Here is a 24,954-nt window from a genome sequence, read left to right on the forward strand (position 1 = left end):
CGCCCCTCGTTGAGTACCGCATTAGAAACAACCCAGCCCGCGTCGCGGCCCCGCATCCCGAGGTTCCCAGCCCGGATCGGGGCGGACGCGGGCCTTGTAGTGTGCGCGCTGCTGCTCGGTATCGGCGGCGGCCTCGTGTGGGGCTGGCTGCGCCCGGCGTACGTGGGCACGGCGGATGACGGGAGGCTCGCCATCGACCAGGTGGCCAGTCCGGAAAACGTGGAGTTCGCCGCGACCGGCTGGTTCAGCCTGATCACTCTGGCCATCGGCGTCGTCCTGGCCGTCGTCGCGTTGCGCCAGTTCGCTACTCGACGCACCCGTGGAGGCCTCGGCTCGCTATGTTGGCTCATCGCCTGCGCGGTCTCCGCGGTCCTGACGGTGGCCGTTACCGGCGACGTGCTCGCCGCGGCGCTGCACCCGCTGGACCACGCGAACCTGGCCGACGGCCAGCAGGTCGAGATGGTGCCTCCCGCCAAACTCGGCGCTGCATGGTTGGTCGGCCCGTTTGTCTCCTCCCTGATCTATTGGGCCTTCAATGCGATGTCCCTCGTGGTGGAGCGGGACGAGCTGCCAACTGACTGATGAACTTGCCGCGCGCAGCGGTCCCGGCCCCTACACTGGAAACGTCCTGGGGCGCAGCCACGCTAAGGCCGCGCCCCGTACCTCAAAGCAACGCGAGCGATGTTGGGAGTTTCCATGCTGCACGTCACCGACCTCCGGGACACCACGCCGACGACATCCGAGCTCCGTCGCGCACTACCGCGCGGCGGGACGGACGTGAACGCGGTCCTGCCCACCGTGGCGCCGATGGTGGAGGCCGTGCGCACCGGAGGAGCTGCGAAAGCCCTGGAATACGGCGAACAGTTCGACCGGATCCGCCCCGCGTCGGTGCGCGTGCCCGCCGAGGTCATTGAGCGGGCCGTCGCCGACCTTGACCCCGCGGTGCGTGACGCGCTTGAGCTGGCCATCCAGCGCATCCGCCGCGTCCACGCGGAGCAGAAGCCAGCGGCGCACACGACGCGCCTGGCGGCGTCGGCGCACGTCACCGAAAAGTTCGTTCCCATCAACCGCGTGGGCCTCTACGTCCCCGGGGGCAAGGCGGTCTACCCGTCGAGCGTGCTCATGAACGTCATCCCGGCGCAGGAGGCGGGTGCCACCTCCATGGTGGTGTGCACACCGCCCCAGGAGGAGTTCGGCGGCTGGCCGCACCCGACCACGCTCGCCGCCTGCTCCTTGCTCGGCATCACCGAGGTCTGGGCGGTCGGTGGCGCACAGGCCGTGGCGCTCATGGCGTTCGGCGACGACGCAGTCGAGCTCGAGCCGGTGGACATGGTCACCGGGCCCGGCAACATTTTCGTCGCCGCCGCCAAACGCCTGGTCAACGGCGTGGTTGGCATCGACGCAGAGGCGGGCCCCAGCGAGATCGCGGTGATCGCGGACGAGCACGCCAACGCCGAGTACGTCGCGCTGGACCTTATTTCCCAGGCGGAGCACGACGAGCAGGCGGCCAGTGTCCTCATCACTGACTCGGAAGCGTTCGCGCGCCGCGTCGACGAGCTGGTGGAGCAGCACTCCACGTCCACGCTCAATGCCGAGCGTGCCCGCAGCGCGCTGGGCGGGGCGCAATCCGGCATCGTGCTGGTGGGCGACCTGGACGCCGCGGTCGCCGTGGCCGACGCCTACGCCCCGGAGCACCTCGAGGTCCACACCGCCAACGCCCGGGAACTCGCGGAGCGCGTGACCAACGCCGGCGCGATTTTCGTCGGCCCGTACTCGCCGGTGCCGCTTGGCGACTACGCCGCCGGATCCAACCACGTCCTGCCCACGTCCGGCACCGCGCGCTTCTCCGCAGGACTGTCCACCCACACCTTTCTCAAGCCGGTCAACCTCATCGAGTACGACCAGGCCGCGCTGGCGGAGATCGGCGAGGCGATCATCACCCTGGCCGCCGAGGAGCAGCTGCCCGCCCACGGCGAATCCATCCGCGCACGACTCGAAGGAGGCCGCTAACCATGCAGTTTCAGGACGGCACACTCGCCGCGTCCACCGAGCTCGCCGGGCTGCCGCTGCGCGATGAACTGCGCGGCAAGTCCGCGTACGGCGCGCCGCAGCTCAAGGTCCCGGTCGCGCTGAATACCAATGAGAACCCGTACCCGCCATCGCAGGAGCTTATCGACGCCCTCGTGCAGGAAGTTGCCGCCGTCGCCGGCAACCTCAACCGCTACCCGGACCGCGACGCGCTAGCGCTTCGCGACGACCTCGCCGCCTACGTCAGCGGCCAAACCGGCGTCCGCGTCACCCGCGACAACGTCTGGGCGGCCAACGGCTCGAACGAAATCCTCCAGCAGCTGCTGCAGGCCTTCGCCGGCCCCGGCCGCAGCGCGATGGGGTTTATCCCCAGCTACTCCATGCACCCGATTCTGTCTGCGGGCACGCAAACGGAGTTCATTGCGGTCCCGCGCGGGGAGGACTTCCGGATTGATCTTCAGGCGGCGCTGATGGGCGTCGATAAGCATGCGCCCGACGTCATCTTTGTGACCACGCCGAACAACCCGACTGGCGACGTAACGAGCCTGGACGACATCGAGCGGCTCATCCAAGCTGCGCCGGGCATCGTGATCGTGGACGAGGCGTACGCCGAGTTCTCGCCGAGCGCTTCGGCGGTGACGCTGCTGGAGCGGTACCCGGAGAAGCTCGTGGTGTCGCGGACCATGTCCAAGGCCTTCGATTTTGCGGGCGGGCGGCTCGGCTACTTCGTGGCGGCGCCGGCGTTTATCCAGGCAGTGATGCTCGTGCGGCTGCCGTACCACCTCTCGGTGCTTGCGCAGGCGGCCGCGCGCGTGGCGCTTCGGTACGCGGGGCAGACCCTGGAAACCGTGGAGAAGCTCGCGCAGGAGCGCGACCGAGTCCAGGCGGGGCTGGAGGAGATGGGCTACGATGTCGTGCCGAGCGAGTCGAACTTCGTCTTCTTCGGGCCGTTTGCCAACGCGCCCGCCGCGTGGCAGGAGTTCCTCGATTGCGGCGTGCTGATTCGCGACGTCGGGGTGGCCGGCCACCTCCGCGCGACCATCGGCCTACCGCACGAAAACGACGCATTTCTCACCGCAGCGAAGGAGGTTTCCCATGGCTGAGTCCCCGGTTCCAGCCACGCAGCGCATCGGCACCGCGACCCGCACGACCAGCGAGTCCGACATTACGGTGCAGATCAACCTTGACGGCACGGGCCAGGTCGAGGTTGACACCGGCCTGCCGTTTTTTGACCACATGCTCACCGCGTTTGGCACCCACGGCGCGTTCGACCTCTCCGTGCGTGCCCAGGGCGATACGCACATCGACGCCCACCACACCGTCGAGGACACCGCCATCACACTGGGCTGGGCGCTTATCGACGCCATCGGTGACAAGCGCGGCATCCGCCGGTTCGGATCGATGCTGCTGCCCATGGACGAGACCTTGGTGGAAGGTGTCGTCGACCTTTCCGGGCGGCCCTACTTTGTCATGCACGGCGAGCCCGAGCACATGGACTGGCAGGTCATCGGCGGGCACTACGCCACCGTGATCAACCGCCACTTCTTCGAGACGCTGGCGTACAACGCGCGCCTCACGCTCCACCTCAACGTGCGCTACGGGCGCGACCCGCACCACATCACGGAGGCGGAGTACAAGGCGGTGGCCCGCAGCCTGCGCCAGGCGGTGGAACGCGACCCCCGTATCTCGGGGGTACCGTCGACGAAAGGGGCGCTGTAGGTGTTTAACGTCGCTGCCGGAATGTGGGTTGTCGTCCTCTTCCTGCTTGCCGGGCTGCTCGCCGGGGGAGTGTGGTCGGCGTATCAACACGGCTCAAAGGCCGTCACAATTGTATTAGCTCTACTCGCTGCGCTGGCATTCGTGTTCGCGCTGTTCAACATGGCAAAGGTGGTGTGAGGTGTCCTTCTTTTCCCGTCGTCCTGTGACTACGGAAGAGATCAATTCCCTAACAAGCGTGTGGCAGGCACGCGGTCTCAAAGCGGTCTTCGTAGCCATGGCGTGCGCGTTCGGCGCGTGGGCCCTGCTCCTGCCCGTCGTTCCCACCGCCGTCCTTGACGCTGGCGGGGGCGAGACACTCGCCGGCACCACGACCGGTGTGTTCATGCTCTTTACCGTCACCACGCAGGTATTTACTCCGCGGCTGCTGCGAAAGTTCGGCTACACCACCGTGATGTCGGTCTCCGCGTTCCTCCTGGGCTTCCCCGCGGTGGGGTACCTTCTCGGGATGGGGGCGCCCGAGGTGCTCACCATTTCCGCGATCCGCGGCGTGGGATTCGGTGCGCTGACGGTGGCGGAGGCGGCGATCGTCGCGGAGCTGGTACCCATCAGCCTGCTGGGCCGCGCGACCGGCGTGGTGGGCATCATGATTGGCCTGGCACAGATGATCGCGCTGCCCACTGGCATGGCCCTGGTCCAGCGCATCGGGTACGACGCTGTCTACCTGATCGCGGGCGGCGTCGGCCTGCTCGCGCTCGTGGCCTGCCAGGGCATCCCGCCCATCCCGCCGCCAGAGAAGGAAACGTCAGAGACGGACCACATTTACGTGCCGATCTGGCGGTTGGTGCTCGTCCCTGCGCTCGCGCTCATGTTCGTCACCACCGCATACGGTGCGATTACGAACTTCCTGCCGGCGTCGATGCGCGAGCTCGACCCCGTCGCCGGCGCAACCCTGGGCGGGCTCATGCTGGGGTTCATGAACTTCGCCTCCATGCTTTCGCGCTACTACGCGGGCCGCGTCATGGACCGCGTGGGCTATCCGGGTACCGTGATGATTCGTTTCCAGATCACCGCCGCCCTCGGCGTCTTCCTCATCGCCGCGATTCTGGTGTTCCAGCTGTCTGTGTGGTGGATGGTGCTCGCGGCGCTGCTGTACGGACTCGGCTTCGGCGCCGTGCAGAACGAGGCGCTGACCATGATGTTCTACCGGCTGCCCCGGTCCAAGACCTCAGAAGCCGCGGCGATTTGGAACGTGGCCTACGACGGCGGCACCGGGCTCGGCTCAACCTTCTACGGCATGCTGCTGACCACGATGGCGTTTTCGCCCATGTTCGGTATTTCCGCGGCGGTCATCATGATCGGCCTGGTGGTGACGTTGCTGGACCGCCAGCTGGGCCGCCACCGCGTGGTTGAGGTGAACAACCTCGCCGCCCGGCTCCAGTCGGTGCAGGCACCGCGCCGCCACCGCCGCCGCGACCGGTAAGATGAGCCACCATGAACGCCACCCCTGAGCGCCCGGACCACGCGACGACGCCGCGCAGTGCCCCCAGCGTCGCCCTGCTTGATTACGGGGCGGGCAATATCCGCTCCGCGCAGCGCGCCCTCGAGCACGTCGGCGCGCAGGTGACCGTCACGCAAGACCCGCACGTGGCGGTGGAGGCTGACGGCCTGCTCGTTCCCGGGGTGGGCGCGTTCGATGCGTGCATGCGCGGCATCAACCGGGTCAACGGCGGCCGCGTCATTGGTCAGCGCCTCGCCGGTTCGCGCCCGGTGTTGGGGATCTGCGTCGGCCTGCAGGTGCTGTTTGACCGCGGCGTGGAGCACGGCGTGGACACCAAGGGGCTCGGCGAGTGGCCCGGGGTGGTGGAGAAGCTCGAGGCGCCGGTGCTGCCGCACATGGGCTGGAACACCGTCGAGATCGCGGACAACAGTGAGATGTTCGCCGGCCTGGACCCGCAGACGCGCTTCTACTTCGTGCACTCCTACGGGGTGCGCGACTTCGCGCTGTCCGCCGACGACTACATCGCGTACCCCAAGGTCACCTGGGCAACGCACGGCGACTGCCGGTTCGTCGCTGCGATGGAGAACGGCCCGCTGTGGGCCACGCAGTTCCACCCCGAGAAGTCCGGAGACGCGGGCCTGGCGCTGCTGGAGAACTGGGTGAACACGCTGCGATAAACGCTTTGCGGCGCTGCTACCATGTGTGCATGGATTTCACACTGCTGCCCGCCGTAGACGTTGTTGATGGCCAGGCCGTCCGCCTCGAGCAGGGCGAGGCCGGGACGGAGAAGAGCTACGGCGACCCGTTGGAGGCTGCCCTTCGCTGGCAGGAGCAGGGGGCGCAGTGGCTCCACTTCGTTGACCTGGACGCCGCCTTTGGGCGGGGGTCGAATCACGAGATGATGGCGGACATCGTCGGCAAGCTTGATGTGCAGGTGGAGCTGACCGGGGGGATTCGGGACGACGCTTCGCTTGAGCGCGCCCTGGCCACCGGTGCGCGTCGCGTGAACATCGGTACCGCAGCGCTGGAGAACCCGCAGTGGGCGGCCGATGTCATCGCGCGTTTTGGTGACAAGATCGCGGTGGATCTGGCGGTGCGCGAGGAAGCCGGCGAGTGGCGCACGAAGGGCAACGGCTGGACCTCGGACGGGGGCGATCTCTGGGAGGTCCTGGAGTACTTCGATGCGGCGGGGTGCGCGCGCGTTGTGCTTACCGACGTCAGCAAGGACGGCACCCTGACCGGTCCGAACATCGAACTGCTGCGGGAGGTCTCGGCGGCGAGCGACGCTGCGGTGACCGCCTCCGGTGGTATCGCCACACTCGACCACGTGCGGGAGCTGGCCAGCTACGCGGAGGAAGGCATCGACTCGGCCATCATTGGCAAGGCGCTCTACGAGCGGAAGTTCACGCTGACCGAAGCGCTCGACGCGGTGGCACTCGCCACGCCCGCGGCCCAGGACTAATTGCGAGACGAAGGAGAAGGGGCACCGCACGTGAGCGAGTTGCACCAGCCCGATTCCAACACCGATGCGGCGGGGACAGGCGTCGACCTTCCCGGGTGCATGGACGCCGCGCGCGACGTGGTAGCGCAAGCTCGCGAGCTCTTCACCGCGCACCTCGGGGCGGCGCCGGCGTTGGATAAGGGGAAGGGGGACTTCGCCACCGAAGCGGACCTAGCCATCGAGGCGCTCCTGCGGCGCCGCCTCGAGTCAGAAACCGGCGTGCCCGTCTTTGGGGAGGAGCAGGGCGGGGAGCTCAACGAGCACGCGTGCTGGGTCGTGGACCCCATCGACGGCACGTCGAACTACTCGACCGGCAACCCCAACTGCGCGATTCTGGTCTCGCTGGTGGTGCGCGGCGAGCCGGTCCTCGCGCTGACAGACATCCCGCTGATGGACATGCAGCTGAGCGCCGTCGCGGGCGGCCCGGTCATGCTCAACGGGGACGCGTTGCCACCGGTGAACAGCCGGACGGCCTCCGCGTGGCAGGTCGGCGTGGGCTCCGTCGGCTCGGACGACCGGCAGCGGTTCCCCGCCCGGATGCGCCTGGGACTTGTCGGGGCGCTTGCGGAAACGGAGCTGCGCCCCCGCATTTCCGGCTCCGTCGGGGTGGACCTGGCGTTCGTGGCGCAGGGCATCTACCAGGCGGCCGTGAGCTTCTCGCCGCACATCTGGGACAACGCGGCGGGCGTGTGCCTAGCGCGCTGCGCCGGCGCGCGCGTGACCGACGCCGTGGGCAAGCCCTGGCACATGCGTTCCGTCGGCGCCCTGCTCGGCACCCCAGAGGCGCACGCTCGGACCCTGAGTACGATGAAGTCCGTTGTGTAGATAGCCCTGTAGCCCTGTAGCCCTGCCCGAAAGGACGTGCCCGCCCATGCCCGTTGCAATTCGTGTGATCCCGTGCCTCGACGTGGACGAGGGTCGGGTGGTCAAGGGGGTCAACTTTGCCAACCTCCGCGACGCCGGCGATCCGGTCGAACTGGCCAAGAAGTACGGGGAGGCAGGCGCCGACGAGCTGACGTTCCTCGACGTCTCCGCGTCGAAGGAGGGCCGCGGCACCATGTTGGATGTCGTGCGCCGCACCGCGGAGCAGGTGTTCATTCCCCTCACCGTCGGCGGGGGAGTGCGCTCTGCTGACGACGTCCGCGAGCTCCTCCGCGCGGGAGCGGACAAGGTGAGCGTGAATACCGCAGCCATCGCGAACCCGTCGCTGCTGCGTGAACTCAGCGAGGAGTTCGGCGCCCAGTGCATCGTGCTGTCCGTCGATGCGCGGCGCGTCCCCGAAGGCGGCGCGGAACAGCCGTCCGGGTTCGAGGTCACCACCCATGGCGGCACGCGCTCAGCAGGTATCGACGCCGTGGAGTGGGCCCGCACCGGCCAGGACCTGGGCGTGGGTGAAATCCTCTTGAACTCCATGGACGGTGACGGCACGAAGGAGGGGTTCGACCTGGACCTGCTGCGCGCGGTGCGAGAGTCCGTGACGATCCCGGTGATCGCCTCCGGCGGCGCCGGTAAAGCGGAGCACTTCCCGCCCGCGGTCGATGCAGGTGCCGACGCGGTGCTTGCCGCATCGATCTTCCACTTTGGCGAGGTCTCCATCGCCGCGGTGAAGGACGCGCTGCGGGATGCCGGCAAGGAGGTCCGGTAAGTGGACACCCAGCACAGCGATAATCCCGCCAACTATGCGCTCGATCCGGAGATCGCGCAGCGCTTGAAGCGCAACGATGCGGGGCTCGTTCCGGCAGTGGTGCAGGCGGCGGACACCCGCGAGGTGCTTATGATGGCGTGGATGGATGACCACGCGCTGGCCTACACGCTGGCCACGCGGCGCGGGACCTACTACTCGCGCTCCCGCCAAGACTACTGGATTAAGGGACTGACCAGTGGGAACGTGCAGCGCGTGACGGGGGTGCGTCTGGACTGCGACGGCGACACCCTCCTTGTCTCGGTGGAACAGACCGGTGGGGCCTGCCACACGGGCGATCGCACTTGCTTTGACGCGGACCAGCTACTCTGACGCGCACGACTACAAAGGAGCACAACATGAGCCAACCGTCGAAGGGCTGGTCCCGCGCGGGCGCGATCGCGCTCGGCGTGGGCGGCGCCGCGCTGTGGGCCTTCGCACGCATGGAATGGATCCAGGTGGACTACCAGGACGACCTCTCCGGCGGAGGCAGCGTGGCCATCCGCGGGGCGGAGTGGTCCACGGAGACGACGGCGGTCGCGTTGCTGCTCATCGTCGGCATGATCGCAGGCGTTGCCCTGCGGCGCTGGGGTCGGCGCGCGGTGGGCATCGTTGGCGCGCTCGCGGGCGTCGGCGGCGCGATTTCGCCGGCGACGACGCTGCTCGGCACGATCGACCCCGAGCGGGTGCACACGCTGCTCAGCGTGGGGTCCGACACCGCGCAGACCGCGCAACAATCCCAGTCATCAGGAGCTGTGATTGCGGAATGGGCCGACATTACTGCCACGACGGTGGCACCGCTCGGGCCGATCGGCGCGCTGCTCGGTTGCCTCGTTGCGGTGGTCGGCGGCGTGCTGCTGGCGGCCAAGCCGGGACAGGACTCTGCGAAGCTGAACAAGTACGAGCAGGAGACGGTGCGCCGCGAGAAGATCCATGAGGACCTCGAAGCACGTCCGGACTCGGGTCGCGTCCTGTGGGACGCGCTGGACGCAGACATCGATCCGACTGAGCAGTTGGGCCAGCCGGAGCACCCGGAGCGCCCGGAGCGCCCGGAGCACTCCGTGCGCCGACGGGACCAGTAACCAGGGGAGATTTCGTGCGCAGCGGCCAACCCGTCTATTCTATGGACAACAGTCAAGACTCCTGGAGGTAGTCATGTTGGCACCGCACACGGCTGACGCGCCCGACAAGGTCAACACCGTTGTCGCCAGCGTCCTGCGCGACGTTGCCAAGCGCGAATCTGTCGTTTCCTTCCAGGACATTAAGGCCCGCTCCCGCGCAATGGCGCCAACTCGGGACGCCAAAGCCGCGCTGCTGCGCCACGGGTGCGGGGTGGTTGCGGAGATTAAGCGCAACTCTCCGGTGTTCGGACCGACCGCCGCCACCTACCAGTCCATCGAGGAGGTGGCGCACGCCATCGAGCAGGGCGGGGCGCACCTCATCGCGTGCCAGACGGAGCGCCTGCGTTTCGACGGTTCCCTGGCGGACATGGCGGCCGCCAGGGAAGCGGTGGAGCTGCCCATGGTGTGCAGGGACGTGATAGTTGACCCCTACCAGATCCACGAGGCGCGCTGCTACGGCGCGGACGTGCTTCCCCTCCAGGTGGAGATCCTGGAGCAGGCGAGGCTCGCCGCGCTGCTGGACCGCGCGGAGTCGCTCGGCATGGTGGTCATGGCGGAGGTGCGCACCCCAGAGGAAGCGGACCGCGCGCTTCAGGCCGGGGCGAGCGTCATCGCGGTGAACTCGTGGTCGTTTGAGACCAACTCGCTCAACCGCGACGCGTTTGCGGAAATCGCGCCGGGTCTGCCCAGCGAGGTGATCAAGATCAGCCTCGGCGGCGTCGCGACCGCGAAGGACTTGATGGCGGCTGCCGCGTGCGGGGCGGACGCGGTGCTGGCCGCCGAGGCGATCATGAACGGGGGAGACATCTTGGCGGCAACCAGGAAGCTTGCGGCAGCTGGGCAGCACCCGGCCTGCCCGTCGCGGAGGTAGCGTCGATAAGCACGAGGCCCTGTTCGAGATTCGGGGCACTCTCAGGCACACTGTGTGTCGTGGAAACCTTTTATTTGGCAAATATTCCGTCGCCGCCGCAAGGCGTGTGGCACCTCGGGCCGGTGCCGATCCGCGCCTACGCCCTGTGCATCATCACCGGCATCCTCGCAGCAATGTGGCTCGGCGTGCGGCGCTACAAGGCGCGCGGCGGCGACCCGGACGTGGTGTGGGACGCGGCCATCGTGGCGATCCCGGCGGGTATCGTCGGCGGCCGTCTCTACCACGTCATTACGGACCATGAGAAATACTTCGGCCCCGGCAAGGACCCTCTGCAGGCGCTCAACATTACCGCCGGTGGCCTGGGTATTTGGGGCGCGGTCGCGCTCGGCACGCTCGCGGTGTGGGCCCTCATGCGGTACCGCAAGGTGCCGTTTGCACCGCTTGCCGACGCCCTCGCACCCGGCGTTGTGCTCGCACAGGGCATCGGACGACTGGGGAACTGGTTCAACCAGGAGCTCTACGGCGCGGAAACGGATGTGCCGTGGGCGCTGGACATCTACTACCGGGTCGACGAGTCCGGGAAGTTCGCGCCACTGACCGGGCATTCGACCGGCGAGGTCTTGACCAGTGTGCACCCGACGTTCCTCTACGAGCTGGTCTGGAACCTGCTCGTCTGCGCGCTGCTGCTGTGGGCGGACCGCCGGTTCCGCCTCGGGCACGGCCGCGTGTTCTGGCTCTACGTGGCGGGGTACACGTTCGGTCGCTTCTTTGTAGAGCTCATGCGAAGCGACGAGGCGACCATGATTTTCGGGCAGAGAGTCAACACCTGGGTTTCTGCAATTGTGTTTTTGATCGCGGTTATCCTGTTCCTACGCTTGCCCAAGGGGCGTGAAACCGCAGCTCAGGTGCGGTCGCTCGGGGGGTCTGGCCCGGTCGGTGGGGAACCGCAGGAAGATATGGCGGAATGTCCGATTGTGTCCGAACGGTCATCGGAAGGCGAAAAGGAGTACCGTTGGAAACCGGAAGCAGGGCCCGGCAATCGCCCCGGTCATGAAGGCTGAGGCGGGGTCGTCGCCCTGAAGAGTTCGTCAACATCCAGATAGGTTGGAGATCGTGGATAGAAGAACAAAGATCGTTTGTACGCTGGGTCCGGCTGTGGCTTCCAAGGAGGGCATCCTCGGGCTGGTCAAGGACGGCATGGACGTCGCCCGCCTGAATTTCTCGCACGGTGATTACCCTGATCACCAGAAGAACTACGACTGGGTCCGCGAGGCGACCGACGAGACCGGTCACGCCGTCGGCATCCTGGCCGACCTGCAGGGCCCGAAGATCCGCCTGGGCCGCTTCAAGGACGAAAAGACCTACTGGGAGACCGGCGAGACCGTCCGCATCACGATCGATGATGTGCAGGGTACGCACGACCGCGTCTCTACCACCTACAAGGGCCTGGCCAACGACGCGCAGCCGGGCGACCGCCTGCTTGTGGACGACGGCAAGGTCGGCCTGGTGTGCGTCGAGGTCGACGGCAACGACGTCGTGTGCCGCGTGACAGAGGGTGGCCCGGTGTCCAACAACAAGGGTGTGTCGCTGCCCGGTATGAACATCTCCGTGCCGGCCCTGAGCGAGAAGGACAAGGCCGACCTGCGCTTCGCCCTGAACATGGGCGTGGACATGATCGCCCTGTCCTTCGTTCGCTCCCCGGCGGACGTCGACCTGGTCCACGAGATCATGGACGAGGTCGGCCGCCGCGTCCCGGTGATTGCAAAGCTGGAGAAGCCGGAAGCGGTTGACGCCATTGAGTCGATCATCCTCGCATTCGACGCCGTCATGGTTGCCCGTGGCGACCTCGGCGTGGAGATCCCGCTCGAGGAGGTCCCGGCCGTGCAGAAGCGCGTGGTCCAGATCGCCCGCGAGAACGCGAAGCCGGTCATCGTGGCAACCCAGATGCTGGACTCCATGATTGAGAACTCCCGCCCGACCCGTGCAGAGGCTTCCGACGTTGCAAACGCCGTGCTGGACGGCGCGGATGCGGTCATGCTCTCCGGCGAGACCTCCGTCGGCGTCGACCCACACAACGTGGTCCGCACCATGAGCCGCATCGTCCGCTCCGCAGAGGGCACCGGCGAGGTGCCGAAGCTCCAGCACGTCCCGCGCACCAAGCGCGGCGTGGTGGCGTACTCGGCCAAGGACATTGCTCAGAACCTGCACGCCCGCGCGATTGTCACCTTCACCACCTCCGGCGACACCGCCCGCCGCGTGGCCCGCCTGCGCCCGGACCTGCCCATTCTGGTGTTCACGCCGCACCCGCAGGTGCGCTCGCAGCTCGCCGTGTCCTGGGGCGCGGAGACCTTCCTCTGCCGCGACGTCCACTCCACGGACGAGATGATCGAGGTCGTCGACGAGATCCTGCTGGGCATGGACCGCTACGACGAAGGCGACACCATGGTGGTTGTCGCTGGTACCCCGCCGGGAATCTCCGGCAACACTAACACCATCCACGTCCACCAGCTGGGCGAGGATACCCGCAGCCCGCGCTAAGACTTCCGCGCGAACTGCTGCCACATCGCCCCCGGCTGACGCACCTAAACGTGCGTTTAGCCGGGGGCGATGTCGCGTTTCCGGGGACGGACGTATGGTGGCAGCATGTCTAGTATCTCTGTCCGCGACGCCCACCTGCACAACCTCAACAATGTCGACGTCGACATGCCGCGGGGAAAGCTCGTGGCGGTCACGGGCGTGTCCGGGTCGGGCAAGTCCTCGCTCGCATTCGGCACCATCCACGGCGAGGGCCAGCGCCGCTACCTCGAGTCAGTCGCACCCTTCGCGCGCCGCCTCATCGGCTCCGCCGTGGACCCCCAAGTGAGCCAGGTCGAGGGCCTGCCGCCCACTGTCGCACTGCAGCAGTCCACCACCTCCGGCGGCACGCGCTCGACCGTGGGCACGATCTCCGCGCTGTCCAACAGCATCCGCCTCCTGTACTCCCGCGCGGGCGACAACCCGCACGGCCTGTACTCCGACTCTTTCTCCCCGAATACGCCGGAGGGCATGTGCCCCACCTGTCACGGCACGGGCGTGGTCCACGAGCCGACGGAGGCAACGATGGTCCCAGACCCGTCGCTGTCCATTGAGGACGGCGCGATCAAGGCGTGGCCCGGCGCGTGGGCAGGCAAGAACTTCCACGACATCCTCCAGGCACTCGGCTACGACCTGGACTCACCGTGGGAGGACCTGCCACAGGAGGACCGCGAGTGGATCCTGTTTACGGACGAGCGCCCGGTGGTCACCGTCAAACCCCTGCGCGGCAAGGACCAGATCCAGCGCAACTACGAGGGCACCTGGCGCTCGGTGGCGAGCTACCTGCGCAAGACGCTCGCGGAGACGCAGTCCGACTCGCTGCGCAAGCGCACCCTGTCCTTCATGGAGTCGCGGACGTGCGGAACCTGCAACGGCCGCCGACTGAACCAGCGCGCCCTCGAGGTCACCTACGCAGGGTTGCCTATCGACGAGCTCGGCGCCCTCCCGCTCGACCGCGCCCACGAGCTGTTGGCGCAGCAGCATCCGGAGGACCCCAGCTCCGCAGAGGCGCTCCTGCTCAAGCAGATTCTGCCCTCGCTGACCTCCGCCCTGGAGCTCGGGCTGGGGCACCTCAGCTTGGACCGACCGGCGCAGACGCTTTCCGGCGGCGAGCTGCAGCGTATCCGCCTGGCGGCGCAACTGCGCTCCGGCCTGTTCGGCGTGGCGTACGTGCTCGACGAGCCGTCCGCCGGCCTCCACCCGGCCGAGCGGGGAGCGGTGTTGGACATCTGCCGTCGCTTCATCGACGCTGGCAACTCCGTCCTCCTGGTCGAGCACGACATGGACCTGGTTGCGCAGGCCGATTGGCTTGTAGACGTCGGCCCGCTCGCCGGACAGCGCGGCGGCGACGTGGTCTACTCTGGCCCGGTTGCGGACTACGACGCTGACACCCCCACCGCGCGCGCCCTGCGCAATAGGACACTTGAGCTGAAGGTGGAGCCGACCGAGCCTGCCGGCGACCTCGTGCTCTCCGGTGTTCGCGCCCGCAGCATCGACGCGTTGGACTTCACCTTGCACCTTGGCCAGTTCACCGCGGTGGCTGGCGTCTCCGGATCCGGCAAATCCACGCTGATCAGCACCGTGCTCGCGGGGTTGCTGCGCCGCAACGCGACGATGGTGGCCGACGAGGACAGCCCTGCCGAGGAGCGTGGGTGGTCCGTCGACCATGCGGAAGGCCTCGAGCGCGTCAGCCGCGTCGTGCAAATTACGCAGAAGCCGATCGGGCGCACACCGCGCTCCACGCTGGCCACCTACACCGGCCTCTTCGACAACGTGCGCAAGCTCTACGCCTCCACCGACGAGGCGAAGCACCGCAAGTGGACCGTCTCCCGCTTCTCCTACAACGTGAAGCAAGGCCAGTGCCCGACCTGCGGCGGCGCTGGCAAGATCGAGGTGGAGCTCGTGTTCCTGCCGGGTTCGTACACCACCTGCCCGGACTGCGGCGGTGCCCGCTACAACGACGAGACGCTCGAGGTCCAGTGGGAGGGCCGCACGATCGCAGAGGTGCTGGAGCTGACTGTCGACGACGCCGCCACGGTCTTCGCCGACGAGCCGAAGATCCTGCGCGCGGTGGAAACGCTCCAGGCCGTCGGCCTTGGCTACCTGCGGCTGGGGCAGGGCGCGCCGGAGCTCTCCGGCGGCGAGGCCCAGCGCATTAAGCTCGCCACCGAGCTGCAGCGATCCCGCAATTCGCGCCGCGGCCACACGGTTTACATCCTGGACGAGCCGACTACCGGCCTGCACCCGGCCGACATCGCACTGCTCAACGCGGAGCTGCACAAGCTGGTTGACGCCGGGCAGACCGTCGTGGTGGTCGAGCACGATCTGGCGATGATGGCCCAGGTGGACCGCATCGTGGAGATGGGGCCGGGCGCAGGTGCCGAGGGCGGCCAAATCGTCGCGGATGCAACGCCCGCTAAGCTCGCAGGCCTGGATACGCCTACCGGTGAAGCACTGCGGTCGCGGGCGTAAAGCCGGACCACCACCACTCCCGCCATTGCTCAGTCGCCGCGTGCGCGGGCGGGATGATCGTGCCCTGCGCTGTCCGGATCTCGCTCACCGGGCTAATCCCGTGGAGTGAATTGAGGTACCACAGCGGGCGGTCGCAGCACGACTCCACGGTGAGCGCCTCCCTCCGCACGGGAACGCCCAACCAGCGGGCGCGCTCCGTCACCTGCCGCAGCGTGATGCTGGGGAGGTAGACACCCTCTGGGGTGACAAGCGTTTCACCGTCCCACGCGACGAGCGCGCCGTTTGACGCTTCAACCATCGCGCCGGAGCTGTCGGTGATAGCGATGTCATCGGTTTGTGTATCCATGTACTCGCGCCGGTGCAAGCGAAGCGGGATGAAGTCGGGGCCCTTCACTAGCGGGTGCTTCCGCGGGTCCGGCGCGGCTGCGTAGGTGAGACTCGTGGTGTCGCGCGGCAGCGGCGCGAACCGGAGCTGCAAAATGAGTTCACCCTTGTACAAGGCGATGCGGGGGAACAGCTCGCCCTCGGAGGCCATGGCGACCATCTCCTCCACGAACCCTTCCGGGAGCGGTCCCGCGGTCTCCTCGAATCGGCTGAGGTGGAGGTCAAGGCGGTTCGCACGGCCACGAGAATGGCGCCACGAGTCAGCGACGGTGTACCTGTCCACGTAGGAGCCGGGGTGCCAGCGGCGAGGGCGGAAACCGTCCTCCCAGACGTATTCCGTTAACGGGAACTCCGCGAACTTTTCGGGCACTGCAACGCCTCCACTACTGCATCGGCCTTCAACTGCTTTTCATCCCACTCTGCCACGGGATCAGAATCCCAGACGATTGCCCCTCCGGCGCCCACAGTGAGCTGCTCGCCACGCTTGACCGCGGTGCGGATCACAATGTTCAGGTCCGCCGTCCCGTCGAACGCAAAGTACCCGATCGTGCCGGAATAGATGCCGCGCTCGCCGGCCTCCAGGCTGTCGATGATCTCTAGGGTGCGCTCCTTCGGCGCGCCCGTCATCGATCCCCCGGGGAACGTGGCCCGCAATAGCTCCGCCGCGGTGACGCCGGGGCGCAGCCGCCCCGTCACCGTAGAGACCAACTGGTGGACCGTCGCGTACGTCTCCACGGCCATCAGGCTGGGTACCTCGACCGACCCGGGCTCGCACACCCGGGACAGGTCGTTGCGCAGCAGGTCCACGATCATGAGGTTTTCCGCCCGCGTCTTCGCGTCCTGTCGCAGGAATGCCGGGTCTTCCTCGCGTGCGATCGTGCCCTTGATCGGCTTGGAGGACACGATGCCCCCGCGGACGCGGAGGAACCGCTCGGGAGAGGAACAGAGGATCTCCTCCGTGCCCGTGTCCAGGTACGCAGCGTACGGCGCGGGGTTGGCGCGGCGCAGCCGGCAGTACGCGTCGAGACCGCTCCCGGTGATTGTGGTTTCCCACGTGTCGGTGAGGCAGACCTCGTAAGAGTCGCCGCGTGCGAGCGCCTCCTTGATGTCCCCGATGCACCCGAGGTACGTGTCTTTGTCCATCCGCCACGCCCCGGTCCCAAGTTCGATTGGCACCGCCTCGTGCGGGCGCGGGGTGGCGGTCGCCTGGGCGGTGCGGACGGCGTGGATAAGCTGCTGCATCAAGCGCTCGGTCTCGGGTGTCTCGTGCTCGTCAACGAGCACGCAGCACTCCGCCACGGCACCATCGTGGTGGTAGACCACAAACGCGTGCGGGCGCAGCCACCATCCCTCGCCGGGCGTGCGCGCGTAGGCGCAGTAGCCCACGAGCCCGCCAGGGATCGGCCCGACCGCCCCGCGTTGCAGCTGGGCAGAGAGCTTATCGACGCTTCCCGCACCGCCAAACACCGCAGCGAGGCTCCCGGCCGAAGTACCCATGATGGTGGTGCCGTCGCCGGTAGCGGAGTCGAGCCAAAACGCCTCCGTCGCAGGCAGGGTGGAGCGCAGCGCGCGGAAGAGCGCCTCGGTGTCGAGCGCGCCCTCGAGCCGTGTGCGCGCTACGCGCCACGGACCGGGCAGGCCAAGGAAGTTACGCATGAGCGCCTCGCCGTGCTCGGTGAGGATCGATTCGGGGTGGAATTGCACACCCCAGTGGTTCAGGCCCGCGACCTTGAGCGCTTGGACCGTGCCGTCCTCAGCGCGGGCGTGGACTTCCAAACGCGGGTTGCTGGCTGCGGGATCAACGACGCACAGCGAGTGGTAGCGCACCACGTGCATGCCCTGCGGGAGGCCCGCGAAGATGCCCTCGCCGGAATGGGTGAGGGTGGACAGCATGCCGTGCTGAGGTGCGGCGCGGTGGATCGGCGCACCGGCGAAAAGCCCGAGTCCCTGGTGTCCGAGGCACACCCCGAGCAGCGGAAGTTTGGCCTCCGCTGCGGCCTCGATGGCGCGCCGGGAGGCCCCGAAATCCTCGTCGCTCTCCGGGGTGCCGGGGCCGGGGGAGATGATGATATGGGAGAACTCCCCGGCGCGGATGCGCGCGGGGAGTTCCGGTGCCTCTGGGGCGTCGCAGCGGACCACCAGGGGTTCGCTGCCGGTCACCTTCGCCACGAGGTGGGCGAGGTTGTAGGTGTAGGAATCGCGGTTGTCCAGCAGCAAGATCATGGTGCGGATGATCTTACCGCTGGGGTGTGCGCCTCCTAGTTTGCGGTGGACGCGTTGTGCTCCGCGTTGACCGGGCACGGCTCGATCTTCCAGACTTCCTCCGCGTAGTCGCGGATGGTGCGGTCGGAGGAGAAGCGGCCGGACGCGCAGATGTTGATCCAGCACATCTTCGCCCAGTGATCCGGGTCTGCGTAGTACTCGGCGGCCATGCGGTCGCGGGTGTCGCGGTAGTCCGCGAAGTCGCCGAGCGTGTAGTAGACGTCCGGGTCGTCGAAGCCGAAGCCGTCGAGCAGGGAGGTGCGAATGTCGTGGAAGGCTCCGCTGCCGTTGTCGTCCAGGGTGCCGTCGACAAGCGCATCGAGCACGCGCATCAACCCCGGGGTGTCGGCAGCGACCTGCTTCGGGTCGTGGTTGCGCTTCAGCTCGGGAAGCTGCTCCTCGCGGGCGCCGAAGATGTAGGCGTTCTCCTCGCCCACTGCCTCGGCAATCTCCACGTTGGCGCCGTCCATGGTGCCCAGGGTCAGCGCGCCATTCATCATGAACTTCATGTTCGAGGTGCCCGAGGCCTCCTTGCCGGCCGTGGAAATCTGCTCGGACACGTCGGTCGCCGGGATGATGTGCTCGGCGGGGGAGACGTTGTAGTTCTCCACGAACACGACCGTGATGTACTTCGAGGCCTCCGGGTCATTGTTCACCAGCTCGGCAATGGTGTTGATGAGCTTGATAATGCCCTTGGCCATGGTGTAGCCCGGAGCCGCCTTGGCGCCGAAGATGAAGGTGCGCTTCGGGATGTCACGCTCGCCGTCCTGCGTGATGCGGAAGTACAGGTCCAGGATGTACAGCGCGTTCATCAGCTGGCGCTTGTACTCGTGGAGGCGCTTGATCTGGGTATCAAAGACGGAGTCCGGGTCGATCTCGGCGCCTTGGCGCTCCGCGATCCACTCGGCGAAGTCGCGCTTGTTGTCGACCTTGATCTCGCGCAGCTCCTTGAGCACGGCCGGGTCGTCGGCGTAGCGGCTCAGTTCCTGCAGCTTGGACAGGTCGGTCACCCAGGCGTCGCTGCCTGCAAGGCGGTCCAGCAGCGCGGACAGGCGCGGGTTGCACATGCGCAGCCAGCGGCGCGGGGTCACACCGTTGGTCTTGTTGTTGAACCGCTCCGGGTTCATGTCGTACCAGTAGGCGAGCGTGTCACGCTTGAGAATCTCGGTGTGCAGCGCGGCCACGCCGTTGACGGAGTACGACGCGTAGCAGGCGATCCACGCCATGTGGATGGAGCCGTCGTGCACGGGGGAGTAGTGGTGCGCTTCCTCCGGGCCGATGCCGCGCTGCTCCATCTCGATGCGGTAGCGGCGGTCAATCTCCTGCACGATCTCCCAGATGCGCCAGAACAGCTGCTTGAAGATGGACTCTTCCCAGGTTTCCAGCGCTTCTTGCAGCACGGTGTGGTTGGTGTAGGCGAAGGTGTTGGAGGTGACCTCCCATGCGTCCTCCCAGCCCATGCCGTGCTCGTCCATAAGCAGGCGCATCAGCTCGGGGATGCCCAGGACCGGGTGGGTGTCATTCAGCTGAATGGAGTTGTACTTGTGGAAGTCGCTGAGGTCCTCGCCGTGGTGCTCGACGTAGTTGTCTACCAGCTCCTGCAGGGACGCGGAGACGAAGAAGTACTGCTGACGCACGCGCAGCACCTTGCCCGCGTAGCTGGAGTCGTTGGGGTAGAGCACGCGGGTGATGTCGTGGACCGCCTCGCGCTCCATGATTGCGTCGGTGAAGCGCTGGTGGTTGAAGGCGTCGTAGTCGAACTCGTGCATCGGCGACGCGTCCCACAGACGCAGGGTGCCCACGTTGTCGGTGCCGTATCCGGTGATCGGCATGTCGAACGGGATGGCGCGCACGTGCATGTCCTCAAACTTGATGATGCGCTGCTCCGAGCCGCGTCGCACGATGAACGGGTAGAAGGACTCCTTCCAAGCGTCCGGGTGCTCCTTCTGGAACCCGTCGACGAACTCCTGGCGGAACAGACCGTAGCGGTAGAGCAGGCCGTAGCCGGTCAGCGGGTAGTCCTGGGTGACTGCAGAGTCGAGGAAGCAGGCGGCGAGGCGGCCAAGGCCGCCGTTGCCCAGTGCCGCGTCGTGCTCAGCCTCGAGCACGTCCGACAGCTCGTGGCCGTACTCACGCGCCACGCGCTGTGCCTCGTCGACCAGACCCAGGTTGGTCAGGTTGTTGAGCAGTGCGCGGCCCTGCAGGAACTCGGCGGAAAAGTATGCGGCCTGGCGGCCCGCGGCGTACTTGGAACGGGTGGCATTCCAGTTGTCCGCCAGCTGCTCCATCACGGCGGAGGACAAGCCGGTCCAGAACTTCTTGTTCGTGGCGTTTTCCGGCGTGCTACCGGAAAACGCGCGGACGTGGCCGCCGAGCGCGGCCTCGAGCGACGGGGCGTGTGCGGGGTTATTCATGCTCTGCCTTCCAGGAATTTTGCAAAATGAGTTTCCGTTGCCCGAGCCTACCGGCTCTTCGCGGGCGCGTCAGTGGCCAGATAGGTCAGCACCGCGGCCAAACCGGCGTTGGTTGCCGCCTTGATCGTGGGCTCGTATTCGGGGAGGAACGTGGCCATGTGGTTGACAGGTACGTCTTGTTCCACGCGGTCCGCCGCGACGGCCTTGTCCCACTGCTCGCGCGGGGTGCAGCCGATGAGCCAGAAGAAGTACGGCACGCCGAAGGCCTGCGGCAGCACCGGGAAGTCCTCGGAAACGGTCTTGCGCGCGGCGTTGACGGAATCGGTGCCAAAGACATCATTAAACGTGGCGCGGACCTTGTTGTACACCACCGCGTCGTTGCTCATCAGCTCGCCGTGCGCGAAGTACTCGATCGTGGGCGCCTCGGTGGAGCCGGAGGCGAGCACCTCGGCGTGGACGACGCGCTCGATCGAGGCGTAGATGCGGGCCTTGGTGCGCTCGCTGTAGAAGCGGCAGTTCAACACCAGTTCCGCGTGGCCCGGGATAATGTTGTTGGTCGTGCCCGCGTGCATGCTGGCCACGGTGACCACGGCGAAGTCGTTCGGATCTACCTCGCGGCCCACCAGTGCCTGCATGCGGGAGATGATCATCGCGGCAGTGTAGGTGGGGTCGATGGAGTTGTGCGGCATCGAGCCGTGCGCGCTGCGGCCGGGGATGCGGATGCGGATGGAGTCGCAGGCAGCAAACTGCGGGCCGGACTTGGACATGACCTGCCCCGCGCGCCCGGGCATGACGTGCTGGCCGAAGCAGACTTCGGGGAAGGGGATACGGTCCACCAATCCATCGTCCACCATCGCTTCCGCGCCTGCGCCGATCTCCTCACCAGGCTGGAACAGGGCGATAAACGTGCCCGACCACTTGTCGCGCGTGTTGTCCAGGAAGTGGCACATGCCCATCAGTGCGGCGGTATGAATGTCGTGGCCGCAGGCGTGCATGGTCCCTACTACTTCGCCGTCCTTCGTGGTGACGCGCTTGTGCGACGCGTAGGGGACGCCGGTCTGCTCGGTCACGGGCAGGCCGTCGAAGTCCGCACGGTGCAAGACCGTGCTGCCTTCGCCGTTGCGGAAGATAGCGCAGATGCCGTACTTGCCAATCGGCGCGATGACCTCGCAGTCAAGGAAGCTCAGTTCCAACAGGAGGCGCTGGTGCGTTTCCTCCTCCTGCAGCGAGAGTTCCGGGTTAGCGTGCAGCAGCTCGTAGAGCCTGCGCTGCCAGGCCGGATCGATCTCGTAGGATTCAATTATGGACGCGATATTGCTCGTGTCGCTCAAGGTTGCTCCTCCGTGTGGTCAACCCACACGCTCGATGGTTTGGGTGTATTTACCTGTTTACCACCTTGCGCGGCGCTCGAGCGATCGCGTGCGCCCCGCGTTCACCCAACCGCGGGGTTGTAGCGCAGCGCGTTGCGCGCCGGTGCGCACTCCGTCGCAATCCGGATGCCCGGGTCGATCGCGCCTTCCTCGCGCAGCCGGTACATGTTGGTCACCACACGGTCGCGAATATCAAACGGGGAGAGCGTGTTGACGTAGATCTTCGTACCGCCCTCGAACCCCGCGAGCGTGGAGATACGCCACTTGATGTTGATCCGCCACGGCATAGGCAGGTCCAGGTCCACCGGCTTGTAGTGCCACTCCTCGTTCGTCGACACCTCCGGTCCCGTCGCTGCGTGGACCGCGTGCAGCAGGTTGGACATGCCGCGGACCTCGTCCGGGGTCTGCTTCCACGGCTCGCAAGTCGGGGACTTGGAGTAGACGCTCACGGTGGGGTAGCGGTGCCCGATGCCGACGAGCACAATGGCGTGCTCGTTCTCCGCGATGACGAGGTTGTGGTAGCTGGCGTAGTTCGCGCCCCACTCGTTGTACATGTTCACGTTCTGGCGCAACTTGCTGATCTCCAGCTCGGCTTGGACCCCGCGCTCGTCGATAGCCACCAGCTGCTTGTGCAGGTGATTGAACGACGCGCCCGCGGGGGCAAGCCAGTTTTGAAACACCACCACGTAGGGCGCGTAGCGGTTCTGGTCGAGCAGGTCCGCGAGCGCGTCGATGGTGAAGGTGATGAAGCCGAAGTGTTCCTCCGGCGTGAGCGTGCCCGAGCCAGCGAGCTGTGAGTCATTCTCCGCGCCGTCAACGTAGTGCCTGCGCCCGATGATCACGTCATGCCCGCCCGCAAAATACGCGGGCACGTATGACATGAGGGTCGCCTCGTCCGGCTCGCCCTGGTGCCCGGAGGCCTTCAGCCGCGTGCGGACAATGTTGTAGATGTGCTCGCGGCCCTCGTGGTCTGCCAGGTAGCCATCCATACGCGAGCGCTGGGCCTCGGTGATCTCGTAGCCGTAGTTCTCCTTCCAGTACTGGTAGGAGACGATTTCGAAGAGGTTGGGTACGCGCCTGAATTCGGCACGTGTTTGCTCCAGCTCGTGCGGCATTTGGTTACGCAGGATGCGCCACTCCTCGCCGTTGCGCACCATCCGGGACTTCTCCGGTGGCGTGGCCAGTTGCTTCGCCTCGCAGAAGTTGCACGCGTGGGTGAAGTCGTCCCCGGAGAGCGGCTTCGGGTCGGCCGCGGGTGTGGATAGCGGCCGGTTCCCGCGCCCCGGCACGGTCCACACTTGAGTACCGGAAAACGGGTTGACCTGCTTGATCGTCCCGTCGGCCATGGTGGACAGTGCGTCGCGGTGCAAGGGCAGCGGAAAGCTCATGCGACCCAGCGTAACCCCTTGGTTAGGCTTGTCGCATGCCTCACATCCAGTTCGATGTCCTTGTCCCGTCCGCCCACGCTGGCGAAATCGGCGATGCGTTCCAGCGCGCGCTGGACATTCTCGTTCGTCGCGGCAAGCTCAGCGCCGCCTCGCTCGAGGCCCAGGGCCTAGTGCTTCTCGACGCCCCCGTGCTCGCCGTTTTCACGCGCGCCTACGAAGAAGAGCGCGGCACCGACCCCGCCGCCGACGGGGCCGAGGTGCACCGGTACCTCATCAGCGCCGAGGGCGTGGACAGCTACAACCGCCTGGCCATGGGCCTCTCGCGCATCCTTACCCCGAAGGCGGACCTGCCGCGCGACCCGGTCGCGCTTGAGCAGCAGGACCGCTTCGAGGTGCCCGCGCTCTTCCCGTGGATGGTCACGATCCTGCGCTGACCCTTCGCCGCCCCCTCGCTGATGCCTCGGCTACTCGGCGCCAGTAGCGCCGTCGTTGAGGTACGCGACCGCGATCTGCGCGCCCGCGCGGACGAGCTGCTCGTGGATATCGGCAATATCCTCCAGCTGCACAGCCAGCACGCCCCCGTCGGGCTCGCCCTCAAAGCTTCCCGCCGCCACTGCGACGGTGGGGGAGCCTGCTCCTGCCTCGCGAGCCATCTCACAGATCGCGCCGACGACCTTGCCGCTCGCGGTCTGCGAGTCGAAGCGGCCCTCTCCGGTGATCACAAGGGAGGCAGCTCCGATCAGGTCCGCTACGCCGTTCGCGTCGGCGACGGCTCGCGCGCCGGGCGTGATGTGGACGTGGCTGGCGTCGCCGTGCAGCAGCGTGGAGAGCCACGTGATGCCGATGCCCAGGCCGCCCGCGGCGCCCATCCCCGGCGTGGCGGGGTCGATCCCAGCCACCTCGCACAGACGGGTCAGGCCCGCGTCGAGGAGCTCGACGTCCTCGGCAGACGCGCCCTTCTGCGGGCCGAACACTGCGGCTGCACCGGAGGGGCCGGTGGCCGGCGAGGTGACGTCGGTAAGCAACAGCCACTCGAGCGCGCCGGCGGGGACATTGACTTTGGCGGTGTCCAGGTCGGCGAGCTGTGTGAGGGAGCCACCGCCCGGTTTGAGCTGGTAGCCGGCCTGGTCGATGGGGTTCGCGCCGAGCGCGACGAGGATGCCGGTGCCGCCGTCGATCGTGGCGGTGCCGCCGAGGCCCAGGACGATACACTTCGCGCCGCGCGTTTCCGCATCCGCGATGAGCACGCCGGTGCCATAGGTGTCGCCGGTGAGCGGTACCGGGTGGTCAGCGACGGCGGGGAGGCCGGAGGCTGCGGCGACGTCGATGTAGGCGGTCTCGGTGGCCGCGTCGTAGGTGTAGGTCGCCTCGGTGAGACGCCCGGCGGCGTCCGTGGTGGGGAGAGTGATGCGCTCACCAGCAAAAAGGGAGGAGGTGCCCTCGCCGCCATCGGCCATGGGTGCGAGGGTGATGTCGGCGTCGCGGATGACGCTGCGGACGCCCTCGCCGAGCCACTGTGCGGCTTGTTCCGCAGTGGCGGTGCCCTTGAACGAGTCTGGTGCAATAACGATGCGCGCGGAGGGTGCTTCAACACCGTCGACGTCATTTGTGATCAAGCTCATAATTTCCCTTTTTCCGTGCGTGCTGGGGTGTTGAGGGCATTGTAGCTGG

General features: G+C 67.0%; 23 protein-coding genes. 17 read left to right on the forward strand and 6 right to left on the reverse strand.

What is annotated here, in order from left to right; translation table 11 throughout:
- Positions 1–9 precede the first annotated feature (9 nt).
- The 16 genes from CKJ85_RS07605 (at position 10) to CKJ85_RS07675 (ending at position 15,465) form a co-directional block, all read left to right on the forward strand.
- Positions 10–582 carry a hypothetical protein gene (locus CKJ85_RS07605; protein WP_143340180.1) on the forward strand — a complete coding sequence of 191 codons (573 nt, stop codon included), beginning with the start codon at positions 10–12 and terminating at the stop codon, positions 580–582.
- Between the two features lie 114 nt (positions 583–696).
- Entirely contained in the window at positions 697–2,010 is a 1,314-nt protein-coding gene (hisD, locus tag CKJ85_RS07610; protein ID WP_095553992.1) for a histidinol dehydrogenase, read from the forward strand.
- Between the two features lie 2 nt (positions 2,011–2,012).
- Positions 2,013–3,131 (forward strand): histidinol-phosphate transaminase, encoded by a 1,119-nt coding sequence (locus tag CKJ85_RS07615; protein ID WP_095553939.1) that lies wholly within the window; start codon positions 2,013–2,015, stop codon positions 3,129–3,131.
- Positions 3,124–3,747: an imidazoleglycerol-phosphate dehydratase HisB gene (gene hisB, locus CKJ85_RS07620; protein ID WP_095277560.1), complete on the forward strand. Its 624-nt coding sequence runs from the start codon at positions 3,124–3,126 to the stop codon at positions 3,745–3,747. Before CKJ85_RS07615 ends, hisB begins: the two co-directional genes overlap by 8 nt.
- On the forward strand, positions 3,748–3,924 hold the full coding sequence (locus CKJ85_RS12015) for a hypothetical protein (RefSeq protein ID WP_158221631.1): 177 nt from the start codon (positions 3,748–3,750) through the stop codon (positions 3,922–3,924).
- A 25-nt stretch (positions 3,925–3,949) separates the two neighbouring features.
- Positions 3,950–5,227: an MFS transporter gene (locus CKJ85_RS07625; RefSeq protein ID WP_233126997.1), complete on the forward strand. Its 1,278-nt coding sequence runs from the start codon at positions 3,950–3,952 to the stop codon at positions 5,225–5,227.
- Between the two features lie 11 nt (positions 5,228–5,238).
- A complete protein-coding gene (hisH, locus tag CKJ85_RS07630) occupies positions 5,239–5,922 on the forward strand; it encodes an imidazole glycerol phosphate synthase subunit HisH (RefSeq protein ID WP_095553940.1) in 684 nt (227 codons plus the stop codon).
- A 29-nt stretch (positions 5,923–5,951) separates the two neighbouring features.
- Positions 5,952–6,707: a bifunctional 1-(5-phosphoribosyl)-5-((5-phosphoribosylamino)methylideneamino)imidazole-4-carboxamide isomerase/phosphoribosylanthranilate isomerase PriA gene (gene priA, locus CKJ85_RS07635; protein ID WP_095553941.1), complete on the forward strand. Its 756-nt coding sequence runs from the start codon at positions 5,952–5,954 to the stop codon at positions 6,705–6,707.
- Between the two features lie 30 nt (positions 6,708–6,737).
- Positions 6,738–7,571, forward strand: a complete 834-nt coding sequence (locus CKJ85_RS07640; RefSeq protein ID WP_369801150.1) for an inositol monophosphatase — start codon at positions 6,738–6,740, stop codon at positions 7,569–7,571.
- Between the two features lie 46 nt (positions 7,572–7,617).
- The gene (hisF, locus tag CKJ85_RS07645) at positions 7,618–8,391 is read left to right on the forward strand and encodes an imidazole glycerol phosphate synthase subunit HisF (RefSeq protein ID WP_095534841.1); all 774 of its coding nucleotides are present in this window, start codon (positions 7,618–7,620) and stop codon (positions 8,389–8,391) included.
- Entirely contained in the window at positions 8,392–8,760 is a 369-nt protein-coding gene (gene hisI, locus CKJ85_RS07650) for a phosphoribosyl-AMP cyclohydrolase (protein WP_095553942.1), read from the forward strand. It abuts the gene before it with no gap.
- Positions 8,761–8,786: 26 nt separating this feature from the next.
- The gene (locus CKJ85_RS07655) at positions 8,787–9,509 is read left to right on the forward strand and encodes a TIGR02234 family membrane protein (RefSeq protein ID WP_095553943.1); all 723 of its coding nucleotides are present in this window, start codon (positions 8,787–8,789) and stop codon (positions 9,507–9,509) included.
- A 73-nt stretch (positions 9,510–9,582) separates the two neighbouring features.
- A complete protein-coding gene (locus tag CKJ85_RS07660; protein WP_095277546.1) occupies positions 9,583–10,419 on the forward strand; it encodes an indole-3-glycerol-phosphate synthase in 837 nt (278 codons plus the stop codon).
- A gap of 59 nt (positions 10,420–10,478) precedes the next feature.
- Complete coding sequence (gene lgt / locus CKJ85_RS07665) at positions 10,479–11,480, forward strand: prolipoprotein diacylglyceryl transferase (RefSeq protein ID WP_095553944.1); 1,002 nt, start codon at positions 10,479–10,481, stop codon at positions 11,478–11,480.
- Between the two features lie 52 nt (positions 11,481–11,532).
- Positions 11,533–12,957 carry a pyruvate kinase gene (gene pyk, locus CKJ85_RS07670; protein WP_095534968.1) on the forward strand — a complete coding sequence of 475 codons (1,425 nt, stop codon included), beginning with the start codon at positions 11,533–11,535 and terminating at the stop codon, positions 12,955–12,957.
- A 105-nt stretch (positions 12,958–13,062) separates the two neighbouring features.
- Positions 13,063–15,465 (forward strand): excinuclease ABC subunit UvrA, encoded by a 2,403-nt coding sequence (locus CKJ85_RS07675; RefSeq protein WP_095553945.1) that lies wholly within the window; start codon positions 13,063–13,065, stop codon positions 15,463–15,465.
- Here the strand turns inward: CKJ85_RS07675 and CKJ85_RS07680 are convergent.
- From CKJ85_RS07680 to CKJ85_RS07700, 5 genes are all read right to left on the reverse strand, one after another.
- Positions 15,434–16,219 carry an aminotransferase class IV gene (locus tag CKJ85_RS07680; RefSeq protein WP_095553946.1) on the reverse strand — a complete coding sequence of 262 codons (786 nt, stop codon included), beginning with the start codon at positions 16,217–16,219 and terminating at the stop codon, positions 15,434–15,436. The genes CKJ85_RS07675 and CKJ85_RS07680 overlap by 32 nt on opposite strands.
- Positions 16,189–18,072 carry an aminodeoxychorismate synthase component I gene (gene pabB / locus CKJ85_RS07685; protein WP_095553947.1) on the reverse strand — a complete coding sequence of 628 codons (1,884 nt, stop codon included), beginning with the start codon at positions 18,070–18,072 and terminating at the stop codon, positions 16,189–16,191. Before pabB ends, CKJ85_RS07680 begins: the two co-directional genes overlap by 31 nt.
- A gap of 35 nt (positions 18,073–18,107) precedes the next feature.
- Positions 18,108–20,525 carry a glycogen/starch/alpha-glucan phosphorylase gene (locus CKJ85_RS07690; protein WP_095553948.1) on the reverse strand — a complete coding sequence of 806 codons (2,418 nt, stop codon included), beginning with the start codon at positions 20,523–20,525 and terminating at the stop codon, positions 18,108–18,110.
- A gap of 47 nt (positions 20,526–20,572) precedes the next feature.
- Positions 20,573–21,856, reverse strand: coding sequence for an amidohydrolase (locus CKJ85_RS07695; RefSeq protein WP_095553949.1), 1,284 nt, complete (start codon positions 21,854–21,856; stop codon positions 20,573–20,575).
- 101 nt (positions 21,857–21,957) lie between these two features.
- The gene (locus tag CKJ85_RS07700) at positions 21,958–23,283 is read right to left on the reverse strand and encodes a DUF4921 family protein (protein WP_186439372.1); all 1,326 of its coding nucleotides are present in this window, start codon (positions 23,281–23,283) and stop codon (positions 21,958–21,960) included.
- 35 nt (positions 23,284–23,318) lie between these two features.
- On the opposite strand from CKJ85_RS07700, the gene CKJ85_RS07705 reads away from it, so the two are divergent.
- Entirely contained in the window at positions 23,319–23,717 is a 399-nt protein-coding gene (locus tag CKJ85_RS07705) for a hypothetical protein (protein WP_095553950.1), read from the forward strand.
- A 30-nt stretch (positions 23,718–23,747) separates the two neighbouring features.
- Here the strand turns inward: CKJ85_RS07705 and CKJ85_RS07710 are convergent, their stop codons facing one another.
- Positions 23,748–24,905 carry a glycerate kinase gene (locus CKJ85_RS07710; protein ID WP_095553951.1) on the reverse strand — a complete coding sequence of 386 codons (1,158 nt, stop codon included), beginning with the start codon at positions 24,903–24,905 and terminating at the stop codon, positions 23,748–23,750.
- Positions 24,906–24,954: the final 49 nt, after the last annotated feature.

This window comes from Corynebacterium sp. NML 150383, assembly GCF_002285085.1.
Taxonomy (GTDB): domain Bacteria; phylum Actinomycetota; class Actinomycetes; order Mycobacteriales; family Mycobacteriaceae; genus Corynebacterium; species Corynebacterium gottingense.